Origin of the sequence: Pantoea sp. S18 (assembly GCF_045689705.1) — a bacterium.
Lineage (GTDB): Bacteria > Pseudomonadota > Gammaproteobacteria > Enterobacterales > Enterobacteriaceae > Pantoea > Pantoea symbiotica.
On record NZ_CP142688.1, the window covers coordinates 202,143 to 226,374 of the forward strand.

24 protein-coding genes are annotated in these 24,232 nt (G+C 55.2%); 18 read left to right on the plus strand and 6 right to left on the minus strand.

Annotated elements, in window-relative coordinates:
- Positions 1-11 precede the first annotated feature (11 nt).
- The gene (gene rhtC, locus VIJ98_RS00900) at positions 12-635 is read left to right on the plus strand and encodes a threonine export protein RhtC (protein ID WP_154156859.1); all 624 of its coding nucleotides are present in this window, start codon (positions 12-14) and stop codon (positions 633-635) included.
- Positions 636-697: 62 nt separating this feature from the next.
- Here the strand turns inward: rhtC and rhtB are convergent, their stop codons facing one another.
- A complete protein-coding gene (gene rhtB, locus VIJ98_RS00905) occupies positions 698-1,321 on the minus strand; it encodes a homoserine/homoserine lactone efflux protein (RefSeq protein ID WP_008105784.1) in 624 nt (207 codons plus the stop codon).
- 104 nt (positions 1,322-1,425) lie between these two features.
- Between rhtB and pldB the strand changes: the two genes are divergently transcribed.
- Both pldB and yigL read left to right on the plus strand, forming a co-directional pair.
- Positions 1,426-2,418 (plus strand): lysophospholipase L2, encoded by a 993-nt coding sequence (gene pldB, locus VIJ98_RS00910; RefSeq protein ID WP_154194531.1) that lies wholly within the window; start codon positions 1,426-1,428, stop codon positions 2,416-2,418.
- Between the two features lie 37 nt (positions 2,419-2,455).
- Positions 2,456-3,256 carry a sugar/pyridoxal phosphate phosphatase YigL gene (gene yigL / locus VIJ98_RS00915; RefSeq protein ID WP_008105786.1) on the plus strand — a complete coding sequence of 267 codons (801 nt, stop codon included), beginning with the start codon at positions 2,456-2,458 and terminating at the stop codon, positions 3,254-3,256.
- Positions 3,257-3,289: 33 nt separating this feature from the next.
- On the opposite strand, the gene glpT is transcribed toward yigL, so the two are convergent.
- The gene (gene glpT / locus VIJ98_RS00920) at positions 3,290-4,630 is read right to left on the minus strand and encodes a glycerol-3-phosphate transporter (RefSeq protein ID WP_154156856.1); all 1,341 of its coding nucleotides are present in this window, start codon (positions 4,628-4,630) and stop codon (positions 3,290-3,292) included.
- A gap of 338 nt (positions 4,631-4,968) precedes the next feature.
- Here glpT and VIJ98_RS00925 point away from each other — a divergent pair, with 338 nt between their 5' ends.
- On the plus strand, positions 4,969-5,832 hold the full coding sequence (locus tag VIJ98_RS00925) for a carboxylate/amino acid/amine transporter (protein WP_008105787.1): 864 nt from the start codon (positions 4,969-4,971) through the stop codon (positions 5,830-5,832).
- A 136-nt stretch (positions 5,833-5,968) separates the two neighbouring features.
- Here VIJ98_RS00925 and VIJ98_RS00930 read toward each other — a convergent pair whose 3' ends face one another.
- Together VIJ98_RS00930 and metR are read right to left on the minus strand one after the other, a co-directional pair.
- The gene (locus VIJ98_RS00930; protein ID WP_323271885.1) at positions 5,969-6,448 is read right to left on the minus strand and encodes a DUF1456 family protein; all 480 of its coding nucleotides are present in this window, start codon (positions 6,446-6,448) and stop codon (positions 5,969-5,971) included.
- A 93-nt stretch (positions 6,449-6,541) separates the two neighbouring features.
- Positions 6,542-7,474, minus strand: coding sequence for an HTH-type transcriptional regulator MetR (gene metR / locus VIJ98_RS00935; RefSeq protein WP_008105792.1), 933 nt, complete (start codon positions 7,472-7,474; stop codon positions 6,542-6,544).
- A gap of 135 nt (positions 7,475-7,609) precedes the next feature.
- Between metR and metE the strand changes: the two genes are divergently transcribed.
- Complete coding sequence (gene metE, locus VIJ98_RS00940) at positions 7,610-9,880, plus strand: 5-methyltetrahydropteroyltriglutamate--homocysteine S-methyltransferase (protein WP_323271886.1); 2,271 nt, start codon at positions 7,610-7,612, stop codon at positions 9,878-9,880.
- Positions 9,881-9,921: 41 nt separating this feature from the next.
- Here the strand turns inward: metE and VIJ98_RS00945 are convergent, their stop codons facing one another.
- Positions 9,922-10,758: a dienelactone hydrolase family protein gene (locus VIJ98_RS00945; RefSeq protein WP_323271887.1), complete on the minus strand. Its 837-nt coding sequence runs from the start codon at positions 10,756-10,758 to the stop codon at positions 9,922-9,924.
- 302 nt (positions 10,759-11,060) lie between these two features.
- On the opposite strand from VIJ98_RS00945, the gene udp reads away from it, so the two are divergent.
- The 10 genes from udp (at position 11,061) to tatD (ending at position 20,486) form a co-directional block, all read left to right on the plus strand.
- Positions 11,061-11,822 (plus strand): uridine phosphorylase, encoded by a 762-nt coding sequence (gene udp, locus VIJ98_RS00950; RefSeq protein ID WP_008105797.1) that lies wholly within the window; start codon positions 11,061-11,063, stop codon positions 11,820-11,822.
- 99 nt (positions 11,823-11,921) lie between these two features.
- Positions 11,922-13,193: a tetratricopeptide repeat protein gene (locus VIJ98_RS00955; RefSeq protein ID WP_154156853.1), complete on the plus strand. Its 1,272-nt coding sequence runs from the start codon at positions 11,922-11,924 to the stop codon at positions 13,191-13,193.
- Between the two features lie 202 nt (positions 13,194-13,395).
- Positions 13,396-14,907 carry a DNA recombination protein RmuC gene (gene rmuC, locus VIJ98_RS00960; RefSeq protein WP_154156852.1) on the plus strand — a complete coding sequence of 504 codons (1,512 nt, stop codon included), beginning with the start codon at positions 13,396-13,398 and terminating at the stop codon, positions 14,905-14,907.
- 75 nt (positions 14,908-14,982) lie between these two features.
- Entirely contained in the window at positions 14,983-15,741 is a 759-nt protein-coding gene (gene ubiE, locus VIJ98_RS00965) for a bifunctional demethylmenaquinone methyltransferase/2-methoxy-6-polyprenyl-1,4-benzoquinol methylase UbiE (RefSeq protein ID WP_008105805.1), read from the plus strand.
- A gap of 6 nt (positions 15,742-15,747) precedes the next feature.
- A complete protein-coding gene (locus VIJ98_RS00970) occupies positions 15,748-16,353 on the plus strand; it encodes an SCP2 domain-containing protein (protein WP_008105807.1) in 606 nt (201 codons plus the stop codon).
- Positions 16,350-17,987 (plus strand): ubiquinone biosynthesis regulatory protein kinase UbiB, encoded by a 1,638-nt coding sequence (ubiB, locus tag VIJ98_RS00975; protein WP_008105809.1) that lies wholly within the window; start codon positions 16,350-16,352, stop codon positions 17,985-17,987. The genes VIJ98_RS00970 and ubiB overlap by 4 nt, the downstream gene beginning before the upstream one ends.
- Positions 17,988-18,097: 110 nt before the next feature.
- Positions 18,098-18,352, plus strand: a complete 255-nt coding sequence (gene tatA / locus VIJ98_RS00980; RefSeq protein WP_008105810.1) for a Sec-independent protein translocase subunit TatA — start codon at positions 18,098-18,100, stop codon at positions 18,350-18,352.
- 2 nt (positions 18,353-18,354) lie between these two features.
- Positions 18,355-18,882 carry a Sec-independent protein translocase protein TatB gene (gene tatB, locus VIJ98_RS00985; RefSeq protein WP_061719384.1) on the plus strand — a complete coding sequence of 176 codons (528 nt, stop codon included), beginning with the start codon at positions 18,355-18,357 and terminating at the stop codon, positions 18,880-18,882.
- A gap of 2 nt (positions 18,883-18,884) precedes the next feature.
- Positions 18,885-19,643 (plus strand): Sec-independent protein translocase subunit TatC, encoded by a 759-nt coding sequence (tatC, locus tag VIJ98_RS00990; protein ID WP_008105814.1) that lies wholly within the window; start codon positions 18,885-18,887, stop codon positions 19,641-19,643.
- A gap of 60 nt (positions 19,644-19,703) precedes the next feature.
- Positions 19,704-20,486: a 3'-5' ssDNA/RNA exonuclease TatD gene (gene tatD / locus VIJ98_RS00995; RefSeq protein ID WP_061719386.1), complete on the plus strand. Its 783-nt coding sequence runs from the start codon at positions 19,704-19,706 to the stop codon at positions 20,484-20,486.
- On the opposite strand, the gene rfaH is transcribed toward tatD, so the two are convergent.
- Positions 20,483-20,971: a transcription/translation regulatory transformer protein RfaH gene (rfaH, locus tag VIJ98_RS01000; RefSeq protein WP_008105818.1), complete on the minus strand. Its 489-nt coding sequence runs from the start codon at positions 20,969-20,971 to the stop codon at positions 20,483-20,485. The genes tatD and rfaH overlap by 4 nt on opposite strands.
- Positions 20,972-21,180: 209 nt before the next feature.
- Here rfaH and pepE point away from each other — a divergent pair, with 209 nt between their 5' ends.
- The 3 genes from pepE (at position 21,181) to fre (ending at position 24,211) form a co-directional block, all read left to right on the plus strand.
- Positions 21,181-21,912, plus strand: coding sequence for a dipeptidase PepE (gene pepE, locus VIJ98_RS01005; protein ID WP_008105821.1), 732 nt, complete (start codon positions 21,181-21,183; stop codon positions 21,910-21,912).
- Between the two features lie 73 nt (positions 21,913-21,985).
- Positions 21,986-23,470, plus strand: a complete 1,485-nt coding sequence (gene ubiD, locus VIJ98_RS01010; protein ID WP_008105823.1) for a 4-hydroxy-3-polyprenylbenzoate decarboxylase — start codon at positions 21,986-21,988, stop codon at positions 23,468-23,470.
- A 39-nt stretch (positions 23,471-23,509) separates the two neighbouring features.
- Positions 23,510-24,211, plus strand: a complete 702-nt coding sequence (gene fre, locus VIJ98_RS01015; RefSeq protein ID WP_008105825.1) for an NAD(P)H-flavin reductase — start codon at positions 23,510-23,512, stop codon at positions 24,209-24,211.
- Positions 24,212-24,232: the final 21 nt, after the last annotated feature.

The window sequence follows — 24,232 nt, forward strand, 5'->3', positions numbered from 1 at the left end:
GGAAAAAATTCATGCTGATGTTATTCGCCACCGTCGCGCTGGTGCATCTGGTTGCGCTGATGAGTCCCGGCCCGGACTTCTTCTTTGTGTCGCAAACGGCGGCGAGCCGCTCGCGCAAAGAGGCGATGATGGGCGTTCTGGGCATTACCTTGGGCATTGTGATTTGGGCCGGTGTGGCGCTGATGGGCCTGCATCTGATCCTGGAAAAAATGGCCTGGCTGCATGAAATCATTATGGTCGGCGGCGGATTGTATCTGCTGTGGATGGGCTGGCAGCTGATGCGTTCAGCGCGTCAACGTCACAAGCAGCCACAATCGGAAACGCCGGTGGTGGAGCTGCCGAAAAGAGGCATGAGCTTCCTGAAAGGTTTCCTGACTAACCTGTCGAACCCAAAAGCGATCATCTACTTCGGTAGCGTGTTCTCACTGTTTGTTGGCAACGACGTCGGCGCGATGGAGCGCTGGGGCTTGTTCCTGCTGATTATTGGTGAGACGTTCGCGTGGTTTACGCTGGTAGCGGCGATTTTCGCTATGCCGTGGATGCGTGATAAGTATCAGCGGATGGCGAAGTGGGTGGATGGTATGGCGGGCGTGTTGTTTGCAGGTTTTGGCATTCATTTAATCATTTCGAGATAAACCAGGTCGCCATAAATGGCGACCCTACGTAGGGTGGGCATTTATGCCCACCGGGTTGAATATCACGCCATTCTGCGTGCGCTGGCTAACAGCGCGCCAACCGCCATAAACAATCCACCAAAGGTGCGGTTCAGCAGCTTCATCTGCTTCGGCCCTTTGATCCAGCCAGCAATGCGCGTTGCCAGCGTGGCGTAACCAATCATCACGATGATATCGACCACAATGGTGGTAACGCCGAGCACCAGATATTGCATCAGCTGCGGCTGGTGCGGCTGAATAAACTGCGGGAACAGCGCGGCGAGAAACACGATGCTTTTCGGGTTGGTAAGGTTCACCAACACGGCACGCTTGAACAGGCGTCGACGCGGCATCGCTTTGGCAACGGCGTCAAGATCGATACCGCCCGCTGAGCGCCATTGTTGAATGCCCAGCCACACCAGATAGGCTGCGCCAGCCCACTTCAGGACTTCAAACGCCAGAATTGATTGGGAAAACAGCGCACCCAAACCGGCGCCGACCAGCACAATATGAATGGCCAGGCCGAGCTGCAAGCCGGTAATCGATGCCACCGCGCCGCGATAACCGTGGCTGATGCCGGTGCTCATGGTGTTAATCGCGCCGGAACCGGGAGAAAGGCTGAGGATAGTTGTGGTCAGCAGGTACGTTAACCACCATTCAATGGTCATGTGTGACATTCCCTGAAGTTAGCGAAGTGTGACACAATACGACAGAAAATCGCCGCACGCTACGCAGCACAGGCACGTGAATCACGTTTTTTTCAGGGGGACGGATGCAGCATCATAAACAGAGTTGGCTCGGACGTGAGCGAGGCTTTTCGGCCTTTGCTACCGGTCCGCTGCTCGACTTCTGGCGTCGCCGTGAAGAGTGTGAATTCACCGGCGTCGGCAACCTGAAGATTCGCTACGTTCGTTTCACCTCACCGCAACATCGTCGTGTCATTCTGGTCGTGCCTGGCCGCATTGAGAGCTATATCAAGTATCCCGAACTGGCTTACGACCTGTTCATGTGCGGCTACGATGTGGTGATTCTCGACCATCGCGGTCAGGGACGTTCCGAACGTCTGCTGGAAGATTCGCACCGCGGCCATGTGGTGGATTTTGGTGACTACGTTGACGATCTTGAAACGCTGTATCTGAAAGAGATAGTCAGCAACCATTATCAGCAGCGCTACGTGCTGGCCCACTCGATGGGCGGCGCGATTTTAGCGCTGTTTCTGGCGCGTCAACCGCAGGCGTTTCACGCTGCGGTGTTCTCCGCGCCGATGTTTGGCATTGTGCTGCCGCTGCCCGACTGGATGGCGCACCGCATTCTCGACTGGACCGAGAAACTGCCCGCGCTGCGTGAAGGCTACGCATTGGGCACCGGCCGCTGGCGCGCCAATCCGTTTGGCATCAACCGGCTGACGCACAGCCGCGAACGCTATCGCCGCAACCTGCGTTTTTACGCTGACGATCCGGCGCTTCGCGTCGGTGGGCCCACTTATCACTGGGTGCGCGAAGGCGTGCAGGCCGGGCGTGACATCTTCAATCAGGTGGCGAACATCACCACGCCGACCTTGCTGCTGCAGGCCAGTGAAGATGATGTGGTGGATAACCGCTCACAAAATCTATTTTGTACGGCGATGGCCGAAGCAGGACATCCCTGCGCAGGTAACGCGCCATATGTGATAAAAGGAGCGCGTCATGAGATCTTGTTTGAAACAGACGCGATGCGTGCCGAAGCGCTAAACGCGGTGGTCGATTTTTTTGAACACCACGCTTAATCAATTTTACTTTCCGATATCAACACCCGAGGTTTACATGTATCACATCGTCGCATCCGACCTGGATGGCACGCTGCTCTCTCCGGATCACCGCCTGACGCCGTTCGCTCGCACTACGCTGCAGGAACTGGTGGCGCGAGACATCCACTTTGTTTTTGCCACCGGCCGTCACTATATCGACGTCGGACAGATGCGCGATAAGCTCGGCATTCCCGCTTATATGATCACGTCCAATGGTGCGCGCGTGCACAACGCCGAAGGTGAACTGGTGTTCAGCCACAACCTCGACGCCGACATCGCCAGCGATTTGTATGGCCTGCAATATCATGACGAGCACATCCTGACGCACGTTTATCGCGACGATGAGTGGTTCATGAGCCGTCATCGCCCAGACGAGCAGGACTATTTCCGCGAGTCAGTATTTAACTATCAGGTTTACCAGCCGGGCATGCTGCCGACCGACGGCATCAGCAAAGTGTTCTTCACCTGCGAAGATCCGGAGCGTTTGGTTCCGATGGAGCAGGCGATTGAAGCGCGCTGGGGCGATCGCGTGAATGTCAGCTTCTCGCTGCCAACCTGCCTGGAAGTAATGGCGGGCGGCGTTTCCAAAGGTCATGCGCTGGAAGCGGTAGCGAAACAGCTCGGCCACTCGCTGAAAGAGTGCATCGCCTTCGGCGACGGCATGAATGATGTGGAGATGCTCAGCATGTCAGGTAAAGGCTGCATCATGCGTAATGCGCAGCAGCGCCTGAAAGATACCTTGCCAACGCTGGAAGTGATTGGTAGTAATGCGGATGACGCCGTACCGCACACGCTGCGTAAGCTGTTCCTCGCCTAAAAAAACGGGCCGGTTATCACCGGCCCGTTCTGATTATGCCAGCTGTTTCTTGTGCTTATGTTCACTGACCATGGTCAGCAGCAGCAGAATCACCGCCAGCACCGATCCGCCAATCATCACAATGAATCCGCCATCCCAGCCGAAGTAATCCACTGTGTAACCGACAATTGCACTGGCCGCTACCGATCCACCGAGATAGCCAAACAGCCCGGTAAAGCCCGCTGCCGTTCCGGCCGCTTTTTTTGGTGCCAGCTCCAGCGCATGCAAGCCAATCAACATCACCGGACCGTAAATCAGGAAGCCGATCACAATCATGCACAGCATGTCGATGCCTGGATTGCCCGGCGGGTTCAGCCAGTACACCACGGTAGCGATGGTCACCAGCGTCATAAAGAACACGCCGGTTGCGCCACGGTTGCCGCGAAACACTTTGTCGGACATCCAGCCGCACAGCAGCGTGCCGGGAATACCGGCATATTCATAGAAGAAGTAGGCCCACGATGATTTATCCAGCGTGAAGTGCTTCACCTCTTTCAGGTAGGTCGGCGACCAGTCGAGAATGCCGTAACGCAGCAGGTAAACAAACACGTTCGCCAGTGCGATGTACCACAGCAGCTTATTGGGCAGAATGTACTGCATGAAAATCTGCTTCGCCGTCAGTTCCTGCTCGTGCTCCTCGTTGTAATCCGGCGGATAGTCATTTTTCCACGCTTCAATCGGCGGTAAACCGCAAGATTGTGGTGTGTCACGCATCAAGGCGAAGGCGATAATCGCGATGAGGATGGCGCCAAACGCCGGCATATACAGCGCGGCTTTCCAGTCGTTAAACCACGCCATGCCAAGCAGGAACAGCAGTGGAGGAATACCGCCACCGACGTTATGCGCGCAGTTCCACACCGATACGATTCCGCCGCGCTCCTTTTGCGACCACCAGTGCACCATGGTGCGCCCGCATGGCGGCCAGCCCATACCCTGGAACCAGCCGCACAGGAACAGCAGCACAAACATCACCATGATGCTGGAGGTGGCCCACGGCACGAACCCCATCACCAGCATCACCGCCGCAGCGAGAATTAATCCGGCGGGCAAAAACACGCGCGGATTTGAGCGGTCCGATACCGAACCCATAATGAATTTCGAGAAGCCGTAAGCGATGGATATTCCCGACAGCGCAAAGCCGAGATCGCCGCGCGAAAAACCTTGTTCCACCAGATAAGGCATCGCCAGCGCAAAGTTCTTACGCACCAAATAGTAGGCGGCATAGCCAAAAAATATTCCCAGGAAAATTTGCCAGCGCAGGCGACGATAAAGCGGATCGACACGATCATCGGCCACTTGAGGGCGATGCGGTGCAGGTTTGAAGATACTCAACATGAGTGTGGCCCTCCAGGGCGCGATATAGTTATGGGTTCCCAGCAGGTTGGGGCAAAAGCAACAGACGTAAAAATGGAAAAGCGAAGTTTCCATTTCGCGCAAAGGATAGTGATGGTCACACGCGGTTACTGTGACATGTGACACATATGTTACAGTTTTATGACAGTAAAGAGCGATAAAAACCAGGAAATGTTGTATTTCGCGCATTTTTATCCAGGCGAATAGGCGATCGATGAAAACTAATTGTCGTCATTTTGTACAATCGTAAACCAGATAGTTCACGCTAATCGCGACAGTTTGTTTACACTAGCGCCACTGTTCATTTTGGGATCGTTACCGTGCCGTTACTGATCGTTACCACCATTCTGTGGGCTTTTTCCTTCAGTTTAATCGGGGAATACCTGGCTGGTCAGGTGGATTCCTGGTTCTCCGTGTTAATGCGTCTGGCGCTCGCCGCCATCGTCTTCCTGCCGTTCCTGCGCTGGCGCGGATATCGTGCTTCCACCATCTTGCTGTATATGCTGGTGGGCATGCTGCAGCTTGGCATCATGTACCTGCTGAGCTTTGAAGCCTATCTCTATCTGAGCGTGACCGAATTCCTGCTGTTCACCGTGATGACGCCGTTGTACGTCACGCTGATCTACGATTTGCTCAGCCGACGTCCGCTACGTATTGGCTATGCCTTCAGCGCGCTGCTGGCGGTAATCGGTGCGGCGATTATTCGTTACGACAAAGTCAGCGATCATTTCTGGTTCGGCTTGCTGCTGGTGCAGGCGGCAAACATCTGCTTCGCCATCGGCATGGTGGGCTACAAACGTCTGCAGGAAACTCGCCCGATGCCGCAGCACACCGCGTTTTCGTGGTTCTATCTGGGCGCAGTGATCATCGCGGTAATCGCGTGGAGCTTGTGGGGCAATCCGAACAAACTGCCAACCACCTCGCTGCAGTGGGGCATTCTGGTGTGGCTGGGCGTGGCGGCTTCAGGTTTGGGCTACTTCATGTGGAACTACGGCGCAACGCAGGTGGATGCCGGCACCTTGGGCATTATGAACAACATGCATGTGCCTGCAGGCTTGCTGGTGAATCTGGCGATCTGGCAGGAGAAACCGCATTGGCCGAGTTTTATCGCCGGTGCCGCCGTGATTTTCGCATCCCTTTATGTACATAAACGCTGGGTATTAGGTAAGAAAAGCAACGCATAAAGCCAGAAGGGAAGGAAGTGGCCGCTGCGAAAAGCGAAGCGTCCGAGCCATGGATGGCGAGGGCGATCCACATGGATGTGATATTTCTTCGCGATCGGAGCGGCCACTTCCTGACCAGGCTCCGATCTGAAAGCGATTAACCCTTCTTAGCCGGCCCCGGACGATGAATCATCGTCAAACCTTTCAGGAAATTACGCAGAATCTGGTCACCGCATTCGCGGAAATTCTTATGATCCGGGTTGCGGAAAATCGCGCCAACCTCAGCCTGTGAAATCTTAAAGTTCGCTTTCAGCAGCACATCCGGGATATCGGTGGTCTTCAGCTCAAACGCGACACGCAATTTCTTCATGAAAATGTTGTTATTCATGCGGCGCTCAATCGAAGGCGCGGGCGCATCTTCACTTTTACCGCGACGGTAAAAAATCAGACCGTTGAGGAAATAACCCATCAACACATCCGGCAGCTTACGAAACGCAGCATCGTCATCCTTCTTCATCCACGCCTGCACGTCTTCTAGCGGAACTTCACTCCCCGCTAAGGCAAAAATCTCCACCACTTTGCTATCGCTCAAATCAAGCATATAGCGCACGCTGCGCAGAACATCGTTACTCATCATGGTGAAACTCTCTTGGTCGCGGGTTGAGGCGGCGCATTATAGAGCAGGCGGGACAGGGATAACAGCGCGGGCGACCTTCGCCGCCCAACAACATCAGGATGAGAGGGTTTGCAGTGAGCCCGGGCGCGCGGCATCGCGCACGAAGGGCAGATGTTCACAGGCGTGCTGACGGGCAAACCGCACAAAGGCTTCCATCACCGGCTGACGCTGCTCGCCTTCGCGTACGGCGGCATACAAGCGGCTCCACAAGCCATCGCCCAAGGTCTTCGTCACCACCAATCCCTGCTGCTCAAAATTCTCTACCACCCAATGCGGCAGTGCGGCGATGCCCATGCGCGCCGACACCATCTGAATCAGCAACAGCGTATTGTCCACGCTCTTCAATGCTGGACTCACACCCGCAGGCTGCAGGAAATGGCGCCACACATCTAAACGCTGACGCTGAACCGGATAGATCATCAACACTTCATCGGCCATATCTTCCGGGGAAATATGCTCAAGCTGCGCCAAAGGATGATCCGGTGCCATCACCAAACGCACTTCAAAATCGAACATCGGTGAATAGAACAATCCGCTGCGCGGCAGAATATCGGAGGTCAACACCACATCCAGCTCGCCCTGCTGCAATGCGGGTTGCGGATCAAAGGTGACGCCGGATTTGAAATCCATCACTACCTGCGGCCAGCTCTGGCGGAAATTATTCAGCGCGGGCGTCAGCCACTGAATACAGCTGTGACACTCAATCGCGATACGCAACGTGGCCTGATGCGGCTCATGACACGCCTGCAAAGCCTGCTGAATCTGCGGCAAAACCTGCTCGGCCAACTGCAGCAAAATCTCTCCCTGCGGCGTAAAACGCAGCGGCTGGCTTTTGCGCACAAACAGACGAAAGCCCAGCCGCTGCTCCAGATCGCTGAACTGGTGAGACAACGCCGATTGCGTCTGATGAAGCTGTGAGGCGGCGGCGGCTAACGAGCCGGTGTTCCGTAACGCCTGCAGCGTCCGCAGGTGTTTGAGTTCGATCATGAGAATCCTTCACATCGAGATTGAACAAATTGCGCTTGAGGAACATACAGTACTCGCAGATTATGGCGGTGTAAACATCTGGACGGCTAAACATCTCTGCACCCTACTCAGTTAAGAATATCTGGAGAACAGAAAATGACCATTCTGAACCACACTCTCGGTTTCCCTCGCGTTGGATTGCGTCGTGAATTGAAAAAAGCACAGGAAAGCTACTGGGCAGGTAAAAGCTCACAAGAAGAGCTGCTGGCGGTGGGGCGCGAACTGCGCGCTCGTCACTGGCAACAGCAGAAAGAGGCGGGCGTCGATCTGCTGCCGGTCGGCGATTTCGCCTGGTACGATCACGTGCTGACAACCAGCCTGCTGCTGGGCAACGTGCCTGCACGCCACCATAACGAAGATGGATCCGTCGATCTCGACACGCTGTTTCGTCTTGGCCGTGGCCGCGCCCCAAGCGGTGCACCGGCGGCGGCGGCGGAAATGACTAAATGGTTCAACACCAACTATCACTACATGGTGCCGGAATTCACTCAGGGCCAGCAGTTCAAACTGACCTGGACTCAATTGCTGGATGAAGTCGACGAAGCGCTAGCGCTCGGCCACAAGATTAAACCGGTGCTACTCGGCCCGGTCACCTATCTGTGGCTGGGTAAAGTGAAAGGTGTGCAATTCGATCGCCTGTCACTGCTTAAAGACATTCTGCCGGTTTACCAACAGGTGCTGGCGGAACTGAAAAAACGCGGCATTGAATGGGTACAAATCGACGAACCTGCATTGGTGCTGGAACTGCCACAAGCCTGGCGCGATGCGTTCAAACCGGCTTACGACGCGCTGCAGGGTGAAAGCAAACTGCTGCTCACCACCTATTTCGACAGCATCGGTCAGAACCTCGACGTGATCAAGGCGCTGCCGGTGCAAGGTCTTCACGTTGACCTGGTGCACGGAAAAGACGATATCCAACAGCTTAATGAGCAGATCCCGGCAGATTGGCTGCTTTCCGTCGGCGTGATCAACGGACGTAACGTGTGGCGCGCGGATCTCAGCAGCTGGTTTGCACGCCTGCAGCCGCTGGTGGGTCAACGTCAACAATTGTGGATCGGATCATCTTGCTCGTTGCTGCACAGCCCAATCGATCTCAGCGTGGAAACGCGCCTCAATGAAGAAGTGAAAAGCTGGTTCGCCTTTGCCCTGCAGAAGTGCGCTGAGCTTGCACTGCTGAGTCAGGCGCTGAACAACAACGATGCCGCTTCGCTGGTCGAGTGGAGCGCACCGATTCGTGCGCGTGCCAACTCCACGCGCGTGCATAATGCCGCAGTCGGCGAGCGTCTGGCGAAAATCCAGGCCAAAGATGTTGAACGTAACAGCAACTACACCGAACGTGCCAAAGCGCAGCGTAACCGCTTCAATCTGCCAGCATGGCCGACCACCACCATCGGTTCATTCCCGCAGACCACCGAAATTCGCGGCCTGCGTCTCGACTTTAAAAAAGGCAACATTGATGGCGGTAACTACCGCACCGGCATCGCCGAACACATCAAACAGGCGATTGTTGAGCAGGAACGTTTGGGCCTCGACGTGCTGGTGCACGGTGAAGCAGAGCGTAACGACATGGTGGAATATTTCGGCGAGAACCTCGACGGCTTCGTGTTCACCCAAAATGGCTGGGTACAGAGCTACGGTTCACGCTGCGTTAAACCCCCGATCATCATCGGCGACGTGAGCCGTCCGCAAGCCATCACCGTTGAGTGGGCGAAGTACGCGCAATCGCTGACCGACAAGCCGGTGAAAGGCATGCTGACCGGTCCGGTGACGATTCTCTGCTGGTCATTCCCGCGTGAAGATGTGAGCCGCGAAACCATCGCCAAACAGATTGCGCTGGCGCTGCGTGACGAAGTAGAAGATCTGGAAAAAGCCGGGATCGGCATTATTCAGATCGATGAACCGGCACTGCGCGAAGGCCTGCCGCTGCATCAGTCCGATTGGGCTGCGTATCTGACCTGGGCGGTAGATGCGTTCCGTCTCAATGCCGCCGTAGCGCAGGATGACACCCAGATTCACACCCACATGTGTTACTGCGAGTTCAATGACATCATGGATTCAATTGCCGCGCTGGATGCGGACGTTATCACAATCGAAACCTCACGTTCCGATATGGATCTGCTGGATACCTTTAAGGAATTCGACTATCCCAACGAAATCGGTCCGGGCGTGTATGACATTCACTCGCCGAATGTGCCGAGCGTGGAGTGGATGGAAGAGTTGCTGCGCAAAGCGGCGCAGAGCATCCCGGAAGCGCGTTTGTGGGTGAATCCGGATTGTGGCCTGAAAACCCGTGGTTGGACGGAAACCCGTCAGGCACTGGCGAATATGGTCAAAGCGGCGCAAAACCTGCGGGGTGAAACGGCTTAGAAGCTGTGAATGAAGTTGGGGCGCATAGGCGCCCCTTTTTATTACGCGTTTGGCGCTACGCCATACTGCGCGAACCACCCTAGCATGCGTTGCCAGCCATCTTTGGCGGAATCAGCGTGATAACTGGCACGATAATCCGCATTGAAAGCATGTCCGGCATCCGGATATACCACGATCTCTGCTTTGGCATTGGCGGCGTGCAGCGCCTGACGCATCTTATCAATGCTCTCCAGCGGGATGCTCTCATCCTGACCACCGTAAAGACCCAGCACCGGCGCATTTAAATCGACCGCAACATCAATCGGATGCTTCTGCTGCTTCAGCGTCTTCTCACCGTCTAAACGGCCATACCATGCCACCGCCGCGCGGACCTGCGGATTGTGCGCGGCAAACAGCCAGCTAATGCGTCCGCCCCAGCAGAAACCGGTAATCGCCAGACGACGGATATCACCATCGTGGCGTGTGGCCCAGTTGGCCACATGATCGAGATCGGACAACACCTGCGAATCCGGAACTTTGCTCACCAGCTCTTTGAACAGCGTGGGAATGTCGTTGTAATCGTTGGGATCGCCTTCACGGAAATAGAGTTCGGGAGCGATCGCCAGATAACCTTCCAGCGCCAGACGGCGGCAGACATCACGGATATGCTCGTGCACGCCGAAAATCTCCTGCACCACCAACACCACCGGCAAGTTGCCTTGATACTCTTTTGGTCGGGCGTAATAGGCGGGCAGATTTTCGCCCTGGCTCGGAACCGAGGTCTCGCCAGCATGAATTGCGTCGCTGGTGGTAATAATGGTGCTGCTTGCGGTGGGCTGAACGGCTGGTGCAAAGCCGCCGGGTGCCGTTTTTTGTGCCATATTGTCTTCGGTTTTCATTGTTCTCTCCGTGCTAGCAAATGCGCAATCACGTAACTATAGCCTGGCGAAGTGAAGCAAGGCTGGCGTAAGGTGCAGAGGGATTTTTTTCACGTGTGCTGCTTCTCTATTAACATTGCCACCAACACTTACACAGCACCGCTTGTAGCAATTCAGAATTGCACAACGTTAATGTGTGATGTAAATCACATAATGTTTTTCTGATAATGTAAGTTTCATTATTGATGGTGAATTGAGTCACATATTTATGCCGCCTGCTCACGTAGAGTGGCGCGCACATCCCTAATTATCAGGAGTCTGTTATGGCCCAGTCTGACGTTTTCCACCTTGGCATCACCAAAGCTGATTTGAAAGGAGCCACGTTGGCCATCGTGCCTGGCGATCCTGAGCGCGTGAAGAAAATCGCCGCGCTGATGGACAATCCACAGCATCTGGCTTCACACCGTGAATTCACCACCTACCTGGCCGAAGTGGATGGCAAACCGGTTGTGGTGTGCTCGACCGGTATCGGCGGACCTTCAACCTCGATTGCGGTTGAAGAGCTGGCGCAGCTCGGCGTGCGCACCTTCCTGCGCGTTGGCACCACTGGCGCTATCCAGCCGCATATTAATGTGGGCGATGTGCTGGTCACCACCGCATCGGTGCGCCTCGACGGCGCCAGCCTGCATTTTGCGCCGATGGAATTCCCGGCCGTGGCTGATTTCACCTGCACCACCGCGCTGGTGGCAGCCGCAGAAGCGTGCGGCGCGAAAACCCACATTGGTATTACCGCCTCATCTGATACCTTCTATCCAGGCCAGGAACGCTACGACACCTTCTCGGGTCGCGTGGTGAATCGCTTCCAGGGTTCAATGGAAGAGTGGCAGCAAATGGGCGTCCTTAACTATGAGATGGAATCCGCTACACTGTTAACCATGTGCGCCAGTCAGGGACTGCGTGCCGGCATGGTGGCGGGTGTCATCGTGAACCGTACGCAAAAAGAGATCCCGGATGCCGCGACCATGAAACAGACCGAAAGTGATGCGGTGAAAATTGTGGTTGAAGCCGCGCGTCGCTTAATTTAGTGCGCCAGTCAGGGATGAATTCGAGACCAGGCTTATAAGGATTCCAGCTATTTCCTGATTAGAATGCGCGCAATTTCAGCAGCTACTGAGAAATTTCTTATGCGCAAAATGGTTTCTGTCTCACGTCCCAATTTCATGAATAATCCCGCTACTGCACAATCACGCGTTGAAGGTGCAGCAGCGAGATTTCGCCAGGCGATGGCGGCGAATAACTATCCTCTTGCGCGTCAGTGCTGTGAAGAAGTGCTGCGCGTGTTGCCCAATCATATGCAGGTGCTGAGCGACTACGCGTTAACCCTGATGCGTGTGGGCGAGCACAAAAAATCCTATAAAATTTACCAGAAGATCTATCAGGCTCCGGCCGCGCAGCGCGCGCAGGCGTCTGAAACTTGGCTGGATGGATTAACGGAAGTGTGTGGCTGGCTGAATAAAGAGGATGAGGTGGCGCGTTACGGCCTCGAATCACTGCAGAATTCCGATGTGACCTTCAGTAAAGGGGCGAAAGTGGCATTCCCTTCTGATGCGCCGCCACCGATCAACCGTAACAATCCGGCAGAAAATATCATCTCCTTTAGCCTGTATGGCGGCCAGCCACGCTACTGCGAAACCTTGATTAAAAACATCGAAGTGGCGCGCGAGTTCTACCCCGACTGGATCTGCCGCATCTATCTTGACGACAGCGTGCCGCAGCACGTCTGGCAGCGCCTGAAGCAGCCAAACACTCAGCTGGTGGATATGTCGCACGAGAAAACTATCTTCCCAACGCTGTGGCGTTTCCTGGTGATGGACGATGCCAGCGTCAAACGCTATATCGTGCGTGACGCGGATTCATTGTTGTCCGAGCGCGAAGTGGTGGCGGTAGAAGCATGGCTGAACTCGCCTTATTGGTTCCATCATATGCGTGATTACTTCTCGCATACTGAGCTGTTGCTGGCGGGCATGTGGGGCGGTTGCCATGGCGTGTTCCACAATGTTGAACAGCAGATGCGTGACTTTATCGCTCAGTATGCCGGTAGCGAGCGCTTCACCGATCAGTACTTCCTCAAAGTGGCGCTGTGGCCAACGGTGCGCGAAAGCATATTGAATCATGACGATATTTTCCGCTTCCACCACGCACAACCATGGCCGGCACATCAGCCAATTCGCTGGCAAACCGACAGTTTCCACGTCGGCAGCAACGCCGGTTTTGCCAGCATGGCGGGCCCAGTTGAAAATGCTGATAACGGTTGGCAGCAGGTTGAGATCACCTACGACGGGAAAAGCTGGACCTATCCGGCCAAAATCCAGGGTGAAACCGAATGGGTGTTGCCGATGCCCTTCTTCCTGATTGATGCGTGGAAAGCGGGAGATCTAACCGTAAAAGCCCTATAAGTAGAAAACGTTTTCCCAAAATAATTCGAGGCGCAGGAAGGCGGCAAGCGAGCGAATCCCCAGGAGCTTACATCAGTAAGTGACTGGGGTGAGAACGTGCAGCCAACGCATCTGCGGCTTGAAGTATGAAGGGAAAAAAATCTGGACATTCATACAGTACGCCTCTACCTTTTCCCTCAGCGAGACGATCCGCGGGGGGATTATGGATCAGCAACTTATCATTAGCGGCGCGCTGGCGCTGGCCGGTTTGGGCATTGGCTGGATCATCGCCCAACTGCGCGCCGGCCATCAGCACGCCAGCTTCACTACCGAGCGTCGCCTGTTGGAAGAGGCGCAGCAGCGTCAACAGCAGCAGCTCGAACAGTTACAGCAGCAAATCCAGCAACGCGAACAGGAGATGCGCCAGCTACACGGCGCGCTCAGCGGTGCGCAGGAACGTTTACAGCAGCTTGATTACTGGCGCGGCGAAAGTGAACAGCTCAGCCGGGAGCTGCGCAATCAGCTGGAAGTAAACAGCGCACAGGAAGCCGAACTGCGTGAAGTGACCATTCGTCTTGAAGAGACACGCTACGGTGCAGAAGAGAAGCAGCGACTGCTGACCAACAGCGAACAGCGTCTCAGCGCGCAGTTTGAAAATCTCGCCAACCGCATCTTTGAAAACAGCGGGCGGCGCGTCGATGAACAGAACCGTCAAAGTCTGAATAGCCTGATTGGCCCGCTGCGTGAACAGCTGGATGGTTTCCGCCGTCAAGTGACTGATAGCTTTGGCGTGGAAGCGCGCGAGCGTCACACTCTGACTCACGAAATACGCCAGTTGCAGCAACTCAACGCGCAGATGGCGCAGGAAGCGGTCAATCTTACTAAAGCGCTGAAAGGCGACAACAAAATTCAGGGCAACTGGGGCGAAGTGGTATTGGCCCGCGTGCTGGAAGCCTCTGGCTTGCGTGAAGGCTACGAATACCAAACACAGGTAAGCGTGCAGCTGGAACAGCAGGGCAGGATGCAACCGGATGTGATCGTGCGTTTGCCGCAGGGCAAAGATGTGGTGATTGACGCCAAAATGACGCTGGTTGCCTACGAGCGCTACTTCAACGCCGACGATGAAGCCACGCGTGAGCAGGCGATTCAGGAGCACGTTAACGCCATGCGCGGACACATCCGCCTGCTGAGCCGTAAAGATTACCAACAATTGCCCGGTTTACGCTCTCTGGATTATGTGTTGATGTTTATCCCGGTGGAACCGGCGTTTCTGCTGGCTATCGATCGCCAGCCTGAGCTGATCAGCGAAGCGTTACAGCAGAACATTATGCTGGTCAGTCCCACCACGTTGCTGGTGGCGTTGCGCACTATCAACAATCTCTGGCGTTATGAACACCAAAGCCGCAACGCACAGCGCATCGCCGACCGGGCAACGCGGCTGTACGACAAAATGCGGCTGTTTGTCGATGACATGAGCGGCATCGGCCACAATCTCGACAAAGCGCAGCAAAGTTATCATCAGGCGATGAAAAAGCTGTCTGAAGGGCGCGGCAACCTGATCGCGCAAAGTGAAGCTTTCCGTTCGCTTGGCGTGGAGATCAAACGTCCAATTAATCCGCAACTGGTTGAACAAGCGCAGCCGGAAGAGGCGGATGAAGATTGGGCAGACGATCGCACCGAGGATGAAAACGTTGCAGAACCAACAACAGACTCGCTGCGCCGCATCAATGAATAGCACGGTGGTCGCGTGCTCGTGTAGCGCGACTCTGATACACTTCGGCAAGAATTGTTTGTGGAACAGGTAAAACCGATGGCAGATGAATCACAGCAGGAAACTACCCATTTTGGCTTCCAGACCGTCGCGAAAAGCGAAAAGGCCGATAAAGTCGCGGACGTGTTTCACTCCGTCGCGGCAAAATATGACCTGATGAACGATTTGATGTCGTTTGGCATCCATCGTGTCTGGAAGCGTTTTACCATTGACAGCAGCGGCGTGCGCCGCGGTCAGCGCGTGTTGGATCTGGCGGGTGGTACCGGCGATCTGACGGCAAAATTCTCACGTCTGGTGGGCGAAACCGGCCAGGTTGTGCTGGCAGACATCAACAGCTCGATGCTGAAGATGGGCCGCGAAAAGCTGCGTAATCTCGGCGTGTCGGGCAATGTTAGCTATGTGCAGGCCAACGCCGAAGCGCTGCCATTCCCGGATAACTACTTCGATTGCATCACCATCTCCTTCGGCTTGCGTAACGTGACCGAAAAAGAGAAAGCGCTGGCATCGATGTTCCGCGTGCTGAAGCCAGGCGGACGTTTGCTGGTGCTGGAGTTCTCGAAGCCGCTGCTGGAGCCGCTCAGCAAAGCTTATGATACCTATTCATTCCATATTCTGCCGCGTATTGGTCAGCTGGTGGCGCAAGATGCTGAAAGCTATCGCTATCTGGCGGAGTCGATTCGTATGCATCCCGATCAGGAAACCCTGAAAGCGATGATGAACGATGCGGGCTTTGAAAATACCACCTACTTCAACATGACTGGCGGTATTGTCGCGCTGCATCGCGGATTTAAATTCTAATCCATCATGACTTTAACTCCTCTCATCACCGGCGGTCTTGAGACCGCCCTGAACCGTGTTCTCTATCGCGATCGCAGCCTGAAAGCCGCACGCCAGCGTCTGGCGGGCAAGGTATTGATGCTGCGTCTGCAAGAGCTCGATTTTCCTTTGGTGCTGGTTTTTAGCGAATCCCAACTCGATGTGCTGAGTGATTGGCAAGACAACAGCGACTGCACGGTGAGCTTGCGTGTTAGTACCTTGCCGAAACTGCGCGACCGCCAGCAGCTCACCAGCTTGATTCGTAGCGGTGAACTGGAGGTGGACGGCGATTTGCAGGTGGTACAGCAATTCTCCGCGCTGATGGATCTCGCCGAACTGGATCCGGCGGAATATCTCGCGCCGTGGATTGGCGATATTGCCGCGCAAGGTGTAAGTCAGGCCGCGCAGCAGGCGCTGAAATTCGTGCAGCAGCAGTTCACCCGCCGCCAGGATTATCTTGGTCAGGTGCTGACGGAAGAGTGGCGCGTTGCGCCGGGCGCACTGGAGCTGGCATGGTTTTGCGAGGAAGTGGAAGCGATGGAACGTTCGCTCAATGCGTTTGAAACGCGTTTAGCACAGCTGGAGGCGAAATGACGCTGGGAGAAATTCGGCGCTTATACTTCATCATCAAGATCTTTCTGACGTACGGCCTTGATGAACTGATTCCCCGCATGCGCTTCACGCTGCTTTTACGCTTATGGCGGCGCTGCATTTTCTGGATCCCTAATAAACATAAAGACGCCACCGCTGGCGTGCGCATCCGTTTAGCGATGGAGCAACTGGGTCCGGTGTGGATCAAATTCGGTCAAATGCTCTCCACGCGCCGCGATCTGTTCCCACCGGCGATTGCTGATGAGCTGGCGGTGCTGCAAGACCGCGTTGCGCCGTTTGATGGCGTCAAAGCCAAAGAGCAGATTGAAAAGTCGATTGGCGGCCCGGTGGAAACCTGGTTTGAGGACTTCGATATCAAACCGTTGGCGTCGGCGTCAATCGCGCAGGTGCATACCGCCACGCTGAAATCCAATGGCCGCGCGGTAGTGATCAAAGTGATTCGTCCCGACATTCTGCCGGTGATCAGAGCCGATATGCGACTGATTTACCGTCTGGCGCGTTGGGTGCCGCGTTTGCTGCCAGATGGACGTCGTCTGCGTCCGGTGGAAGTGGTGCGTGATTACGAAAAGACCTTAATTGATGAGCTGAATCTGCTGCGTGAAGCGGCGAACGCCATCCAGCTGCGTCGTAACTTTGACCAGAGCCGCATGCTGTATGTGCCGGAAGTGTTCTCGGATTATTGCAGCGAATCGATGATGGTGATGGAGCGTATTTACGGCATTCCGATCTCGGATATCGCCACGCTGGAGCAGCATGGCGTTAATATGAAACTGCTGGCCGAGCGCGGTGTGCAGGTGTTCTTCACGCAGGTGTTCCGCGACAGCTTCTTCCATGCCGATATGCATCCCGGCAATATCTTCGTCAGCTACGATCACCCGGAAGATCCGCAATACATAGGCATCGACTGCGGTATCGTCGGTTCGCTAAACAAAGAAGATAAGCGCTACCTCGCTGAGAACTTTATCGCCTTCTTTAACCGCGATTACCGCAAAGTGGCCGAACTGCATGTGGATTCGGGCTGGGTGCCGCCCGATACCAACGTCGAAGACTTTGAGTTCGCCATTCGTACCGTGTGTGAGCCGATTTTCGAAAAGCCGCTGGCTGAGATCTCGTTTGGCCACGTGCTGCTGAACCTGTTCAACACCGCGCGTCGCTTTAATATGGAAGTGCAGCCGCAACTGGTGCTGCTGCAGAAGACGCTGCTGTATATCGAAGGGATTGGTCGTCAGCTCTATCCGCAGCTCGACCTGTGGAAAACTGCCAAGCCGTTCCTCGAGGATTGGATCAAAGATCAGATTGGTATCCCGGCGATTATGCGGGCGGTGAAAGAGAAAGCGCCGTACTGGGCGGAAAAACTGCCGGAGTTGCCGGAGCTATTTTACGACAGCATGCGCCAGCACAAATTATTGAAGCACAGCGTCGATAAACTCGTCACCGATTTAAACGTACAGCGAACACGTAATCATCAGGCGCGCTATCTGTTTGGTGTAGGCGCTACACTGTTATTAAGTGGCACCGCCGTGCTGTTAAGTCGACCGGATTGGGATTTCTTCCCGGCACTATTAATGGCCGCTGGCATCGTCACCTGGCTTATTGGCTGGCGCAAGACAAACTGATTGTCTGCCTGGTACAAATCGCGTAATGTCGCAAGCTAAAGCCCGAAATCATACGGGCTTTCTGTGCGTTACAGTCAACAGTTTTTCACAGAATATTAGAGGCATATCTCATGGGCGGTATCAGTATTTGGCAATTGTTAATCATTGCCGTCATTGTTGTTCTTCTGTTCGGTACCAACAAGCTTCGCAACCTGGGTTCGGATTTAGGATCTTCCATTCGCGGCTTCAAAAAAGCCATGGGCGATGAAGACGATAAAAAGGATCAACCGAAAGAGCAGGACGCTGACTTCAACGCCAAAACTCTGGCAGACAAACAGCAAACCACGGCGACTAAAGACGACGCCCGGAACGACAAGCAGGTATAACTGTGTTCGACATTGGTTTTAGTGAACTGGTATTGGTGTTCGTGATCGGGCTGATTGTGCTTGGCCCGCAACGATTACCGGTTGCGGTGAAAACCGTCGTCGGCTGGATCAGAGCCATTCGCTCGCTGGCCGCGAATGTACAAAACGAACTGGCGCAAGAGCTGAAACTGCAGGAACTGCAGGACAGCCTGAAAAAGGTGGAAGAAGCGGGCCGTGGCACGCTGTCACCCGAGCTGAAAGAGTCGATGGAAGAGCTGCGTAAAACCGCCGACTCGATGAAGCGTTCGGTACAGCAGAGTATCGATGTCGAAAAAGAGGAAGATGAAGCCAACACCATTCATCAGACTCAGCCAGCAGCAGCGCAGCCCGCCACTTCACCTGCGGTCACGCCTGCTGCAGCGGAACATCAAACCAGTGCACCCGCACAGGCTCCGCAGCCAGACAACGTCGCTTCAGAAGCAGAAACCCATCCCGTCGCCAGTGCTCCTGAAAGCACCGCGAAGATTTCTCTCGTAAAAGATGAACGATAAACATGGCCGTTGAAGATACCCAACCGCTCATTAGCCATTTGATTGAGCTGCGCAAGCGTTTGTTGAATTGCATCATCGCTGTTTTAGTCATCTTTTTGTGTCTGGTCTATTTCGCGAATGATATCTACCATCTGGTCGCGGCACCGCTGATTAGCCAGATGCCAGCCGGAGCGAGCATGATCGCCACCGACGTGGCATCGCCGTTCTTCACGCCGATCAAGCTCACCATTATCGTTTCGGTGTTTCTGGCCGTGCCGGTGATTTTGTATCAGGTGTGGGCGTTTGTGGCGCCTGCGCTCTATCGCCACGAGCGCAAACTGGTGATGCCGTTGCTGTTCTCCAGTACGCTGCTGTTTTACGTCGGTGTGGCGTTTGCTTACTTCATCGTGTTCCCGCTGGCGTTTGGCTTTTTCGCCAAAACCGCGCCGCAAGGCGTCACCATTGCAACGGATATCACCAACTACCTCGACTTCGTCATGACGATTTTTATGGCGTTTGGTGTGGCGTTTGAGGTGCCGATTGCGATTGTGCTGCTGTGCTGGACCGGCATTACTTCACCCGAAGATTTGAAGAAGAAACGTCCTTATATGTTGGTTGGCGCGTTCGTGGTTGGGATGCTGCTCACACCGCCGGATGTTTTCTCGCAAACTTTGCTCGCTATTCCGATGTACTGCCTGTTTGAAGTCGGCGTATTCTTCTCCCGCTACTATGTGGGTAAAGGACGTCAGTCTTCGGATGAGGAACACAACACCGAATCCTGATGTCTTCGGTAAGATGCATCTAAACCGCCCCGTTGGGCGGTTTTTTATTGGGGAGAAAACATGTTTGATATCGGTGTAAACCTGACCAGCACGCAATTCGCAAAAGATCGCGATCAGGTGGTAAAACGTGCGCGCGAAGCAGGCGTCACCGGCCTGTTAATTACCGGCACCAACGCGCTGGAGAGCCAGCAAGCACGCCAACTGGCAGCGCAACATGCAGGATATTGCTGGTCAACCGCTGGCGTCCATCCGCACCATGCCAGTGAATGGTCGGCGGAAACCGCGAATACCTTACGTCGCCTGGCGGAAAGCGAGCAGGTGGTCGCGATTGGCGAATGTGGCCTGGATTTCAATCGTAATCTTTCGGCCCACGATCAGCAGGAATACGCTTTCGATGCGCAGCTGGCGTTGGCCGCTGAGCTGCAATTGCCGGTGTTTTTGCATTGCCGTGAAGCGCACGATCGTTTTGTCGCGGTGCTTGAGCCGTGGCTGCCGAAGTTGGTCGGCGCTGTCGTTCACTGCTTTACCGGCACGCGTGACGAGCTGCAAGCGTGTCTGGCGCTGGGATTGTCGGTGGGCATTACCGGCTGGGTATGCGATGAGCGTCGCGGTATGGAACTGCGTGAATTGCTGCCGCTGATTCCGGCTGAGCGCCTGTTACTGGAAACCGACGCACCGTATTTACTGCCGCGCGATATGCATCCGCGTCCCACTTCGCGCCGCAATGAACCGTGCTTCTTGCCGCATATTGTGCAGCAGGTGGCGAACTGGCGTGGCGAAGAAGCAGAAGCGCTAGGCGCGCAGGTTAATCTCAACGCGCGCCAGCTGTTCAAACTCGCTTAGAGTTTGCGGAACTGCTTGTTATCCACGCTGCGCATCACCTGTTTGTTCAGCATGTTGAGCAGCAGAACGGAGCGCGTTTCACCATCCGGCTCGGCAAAAATGGCGCGCAGCCCTTCGAAAGTGCCATCGGTGATGATCACTTCATCACCGCTCTGCGGGGTTTCTGGATCCAGCACGATCTGTGGCGCGTCGGTTTGCAGCGCTTCGATCACATCATGCGATACGGTGGCCGGCATGGTGCCAAAGCGCACGAAGTGGCTGACGCCGCGCGTGCTGCTGATGGTGGTGGTGTGAATCGCTTCGGGATCGAACTCGATAAACAGATAGTTAGGGAACAGCGGCTCACTCACGGTGGTGCGTTTACCGCGCACAATCTTCTCCAGAGCGATCATTGGGCTGAGGCAATTCACCTCTTGCCGCTCAAGATGCTCTTTCGCGCGCAACAGTTGTCCACGTTTGCAATAGAGTAAGTACCAGGATTCCATAACCGCTCCCAAATAATGGACGCTAAGAATATCAAATCAGTTGTCAGAGTTATAGCGCATCGGCGGGTGGAAACCGGGCGCTGAAAACAATTTCACTACGATTTATCCGATTGATGCGGCTTATTTACGCTTTCTTGCAAGAAAATTGACGGCTGACGACCATCTGTATCAGACTCCATCCCCATCTTTCGATTGAAAAGGAGTGGCTGATGGAACTGTTCCTGTTGAGTAACGGCAAAGTGGCTGACGATGCGCCGCTGTTAGGTTACGCCCACCCGCAGCTGCACGCGATGATCGCCCAGCGCGGAATCACCTCGGCGGTGCTGGTGCCGTACGCGATTATTCGTGGCGATCATGCGCAGCGCGCGCAGGATTTATCCGCGTCGTTAGGCATTGAAGTGCGCACCGTGCACGAGTTTGCATCGCCCGTTGCGGCGATTGAACAAGCTGAGCTGATTCTGGTGAGCGGCGGAAATACCTGGTTCCTCAACCAAATGCTGCATGAGCACGGCTTGATCGTTGCCATCCAACGCGCGGTACGCGAGCGTGATGTGCCGTACGTTGGCTGGAGCGCCGGTTGCAATGTGGCAACGCCTTCAATTCGCACCACCAATGATATGCCGGTGCGCAGCAGCGTGGTGTTGCCCGCGCTTGGCCTGTTCCCGGTGCAGATCAATCCGCATTATCTTGATGCGCACGTCAGCGGCCACATGGGCGAAACGCGTGATGAACGTCTGGCCGAGTTCTGTGCCGTTAATCCGCATGAATCGGTGATTGCGCTGCGCGAAGCCAGCTTCCTGCACGTGAGCGAGAATCGCCTGCGTTACTACAGCGCACGCGGCGAAGACTTCAAAGTGTTCCGCCACGGCGAGCCGATTGCCGCTTATCACGATGTATTGGCGATTCAGTCGCTGGTGCCGTTTTCCTGTCAGCCTGCCTGACGTAAAACCTCAACATGTCAGCGTGAAACGCCCCTATAATGGCGCTTCACTCTGGCCGGAAAGCTAAAGCCGCATGAAATATCAGGATTTACGAGACTTTCTCGCATTGCTGGAACAGCGTGGCGAGTTAAAGCGCATCACTCAGGAGATCGATCCTGAGTTAGAGATGACTGAAATTGCCGATCGCACGCTGCGCGCCGGCGGCCCGGCGCTGCTGTTCGAAAACCCGAAAGGCTACGACATGCCGGTGCTGTGTAATCTGTTTGGCACACCAAAGCGCGTGGCGATGGGCATGGGCCAGGAAGAGGTCAGTGCGCTGCGCGAAGTCGGCAAGCTGCTGGCGTTCCTGAAAGAGCCGGAACCGCCAAAAGGCTTCCGCGATCTGTTCGATAAGATGCCGCAGTTCAAGCAAGTGCTGAACATGCCGACCAAGCGCCTGCGCAATGCGCCGTGCCAGGAAGAGATTTTCAGCGGCGATGAAGTCGATCTGTCGCGCATCCCGGTGATGAAATGCTGGCCGGGCGATGCTGCACCGCTGATTACGTGGGGATTAACCGTCACGCGCGGCCCGCATAAAGAGCGACAGAATCTGGGTATCTATCGTCAGCAGGTGATCGGCAAGAACCGCGTGATTATGCGTTGGCTGTCGCATCGCGGCGGCGCGCTGGATTTCCAGGAGTGGTGTAAAGCGCATCCGGGCGAACGTTTCCCAGTGTCGGTGGCGCTGGGCGCCGATCCAGCCACCATTCTCGGCGCGGTGACGCCGGTGCCGGATACGCTCTCTGAATACGCCTTTGCCGGTTTGCTGCGCGGGAATAAAACCGAAGTGGTGAAGTGCGTTTCGAACGAACTCGAAGTGCCGGCCAGCGCGGAAATCGTGTTGGAAGGATACATCGAGCCGGGCGATGTCGCGCCGGAAGGTCCGTACGGCGACCACACGGGCTACTACAATGAAGTAGACAGCTTCCCGGTGTTTACCGTGACGCACGTAACGCAACGTCGCAACCCGATATATCATTCAACCTACACCGGACGTCCACCGGATGAACCGGCGGTGCTGGGCGTGGCGCTCAATGAAGTGCTGGTGCCGATTCTGATCAAGCAGTTCCCGGAGATCGTGGATTTCTATCTGCCGCCGGAAGGCTGCTCTTATCGCCTTGCGGTAGTGACGATCAAGAAACAGTATGCGGGTCACGCAAAGCGCGTGATGTTCGGCGTGTGGTCGTTCCTGCGTCAGTTCATGTACACCAAGTTCGTGATTGTGTGCGATGACGACGTTAACGCACGCGACTGGAATGATGTGATTTGGGCGATTACCACGCGCATGGATCCGGCGCGCGATACGGTGCTGGTTGAGAACACGCCGATCGATTATCTCGACTTCGCCTCGCCGGTTTCCGGCTTAGGCTCGAAGATGGGACTTGATGCGACCAATAAGTGGCCGGGCGAAACCACGCGCGAGTGGGGCACGCCGATTGTGAAAGATCCGGCGGTGACCGCGCGCATTGACGCCATTTGGGATGAGTTAGCTATCTTTGCCGAGCCGCCGCAGCGCTAACGGCGGCAGACCAATTAGACCCGAAGAAAAAGGGAACGCATGACAACGTTAAGCTGCAAAGTGACTTCGGTTGAAGCGATTACGGACACGGTTTACCGCGTTCGTTTAATTCCGGCGGCGGATTTTAACTTCCGCGCAGGACAGTATTTGATGGTGGTGATGGATGAGCGCGATAAGCGCCCGTTTTCCCTGGCTTCTACGCCAATGGAAAAGGACATCATTGAGCTGCACATCGGCGCATCGGATCTCAATCTCTACGCGATGGCGGTGATGGACCGCATCAAGAACGATCGCCAGATTACCGTCGATATGCCGCACGGCGATGCCTGGCTGCGTGAAGACAGTGAGCGTCCGATCATTCTGATTGCGGGCGGCACCGGCTTCTCCTATGCGCGCTCTATTCTGCTGACCGCGCTGGCACAGAAACCCGATCGCGAGATCGCGATTTACTGGGGCGGCCGTGAGTTGATGCATCTGTACGATCTGGATGAGCTGAATGCGCTGGCGGTTAAGCATCCGAACCTGAAAGTGATTCCGGTAGTTGAACAACCGGCGGATGACTGGACCGGACGTAGCGGCACGGTGCTGACGGCAGTGATGCAGGATTTCGCATCGCTGAGCGAGCACGATATCTATATTGCCGGTCGTTTTGAGATGGCGAAGATTGCGCGTGAGCGTTTCTGCGCTGAGCGCGGTGCGCTGGAAGCGCAGATGTTCGGCGATGCGTTTGCGTTTATCTGATGGTCGCCATCAATGGCGACT

What these genes read in the sequence shown, in the direction of transcription:
- yigL (WP_008105786.1), top strand. Translation starts at nt 2,456, where the DNA reads ATGTATCACATCGTCGCATCCGACCTGGATGGCACGCTGCTCTCTCCG.
- udp (WP_008105797.1), top strand. Translation starts at nt 11,061, where the DNA reads ATGGCCCAGTCTGACGTTTTCCACCTTGGCATCACCAAAGCTGATTTG.
- fre (WP_008105825.1), top strand. Translation starts at nt 23,510, where the DNA reads ATGACAACGTTAAGCTGCAAAGTGACTTCGGTTGAAGCGATTACGGAC.
- tatC (WP_008105814.1), top strand. Translation starts at nt 18,885, where the DNA reads ATGGCCGTTGAAGATACCCAACCGCTCATTAGCCATTTGATTGAGCTG.
- VIJ98_RS00945 (WP_323271887.1), bottom strand. Translation starts at nt 10,758, where the DNA reads ATGAAAACCGAAGACAATATGGCACAAAAAACGGCACCCGGCGGCTTT.
- rhtB (WP_008105784.1), bottom strand. Translation starts at nt 1,321, where the DNA reads ATGACCATTGAATGGTGGTTAACGTACCTGCTGACCACAACTATCCTC.
- ubiD (WP_008105823.1), top strand. Translation starts at nt 21,986, where the DNA reads ATGAAATATCAGGATTTACGAGACTTTCTCGCATTGCTGGAACAGCGT.
- rfaH (WP_008105818.1), bottom strand. Translation starts at nt 20,971, where the DNA reads ATGGAATCCTGGTACTTACTCTATTGCAAACGTGGACAACTGTTGCGC.
- rmuC (WP_154156852.1), top strand. Translation starts at nt 13,396, where the DNA reads ATGGATCAGCAACTTATCATTAGCGGCGCGCTGGCGCTGGCCGGTTTG.
- glpT (WP_154156856.1), bottom strand. Translation starts at nt 4,630, where the DNA reads ATGTTGAGTATCTTCAAACCTGCACCGCATCGCCCTCAAGTGGCCGAT.
- tatD (WP_061719386.1), top strand. Translation starts at nt 19,704, where the DNA reads ATGTTTGATATCGGTGTAAACCTGACCAGCACGCAATTCGCAAAAGAT.
- pldB (WP_154194531.1), top strand. Translation starts at nt 1,426, where the DNA reads ATGCAGCATCATAAACAGAGTTGGCTCGGACGTGAGCGAGGCTTTTCG.
- ubiE (WP_008105805.1), top strand. Translation starts at nt 14,983, where the DNA reads ATGGCAGATGAATCACAGCAGGAAACTACCCATTTTGGCTTCCAGACC.
- VIJ98_RS00930 (WP_323271885.1), bottom strand. Translation starts at nt 6,448, where the DNA reads ATGATGAGTAACGATGTTCTGCGCAGCGTGCGCTATATGCTTGATTTG.
- VIJ98_RS00970 (WP_008105807.1), top strand. Translation starts at nt 15,748, where the DNA reads ATGACTTTAACTCCTCTCATCACCGGCGGTCTTGAGACCGCCCTGAAC.
- metE (WP_323271886.1), top strand. Translation starts at nt 7,610, where the DNA reads ATGACCATTCTGAACCACACTCTCGGTTTCCCTCGCGTTGGATTGCGT.
- metR (WP_008105792.1), bottom strand. Translation starts at nt 7,474, where the DNA reads ATGATCGAACTCAAACACCTGCGGACGCTGCAGGCGTTACGGAACACC.
- VIJ98_RS00955 (WP_154156853.1), top strand. Translation starts at nt 11,922, where the DNA reads ATGCGCAAAATGGTTTCTGTCTCACGTCCCAATTTCATGAATAATCCC.
- ubiB (WP_008105809.1), top strand. Translation starts at nt 16,350, where the DNA reads ATGACGCTGGGAGAAATTCGGCGCTTATACTTCATCATCAAGATCTTT.
- rhtC (WP_154156859.1), top strand. Translation starts at nt 12, where the DNA reads ATGCTGATGTTATTCGCCACCGTCGCGCTGGTGCATCTGGTTGCGCTG.
- tatA (WP_008105810.1), top strand. Translation starts at nt 18,098, where the DNA reads ATGGGCGGTATCAGTATTTGGCAATTGTTAATCATTGCCGTCATTGTT.
- pepE (WP_008105821.1), top strand. Translation starts at nt 21,181, where the DNA reads ATGGAACTGTTCCTGTTGAGTAACGGCAAAGTGGCTGACGATGCGCCG.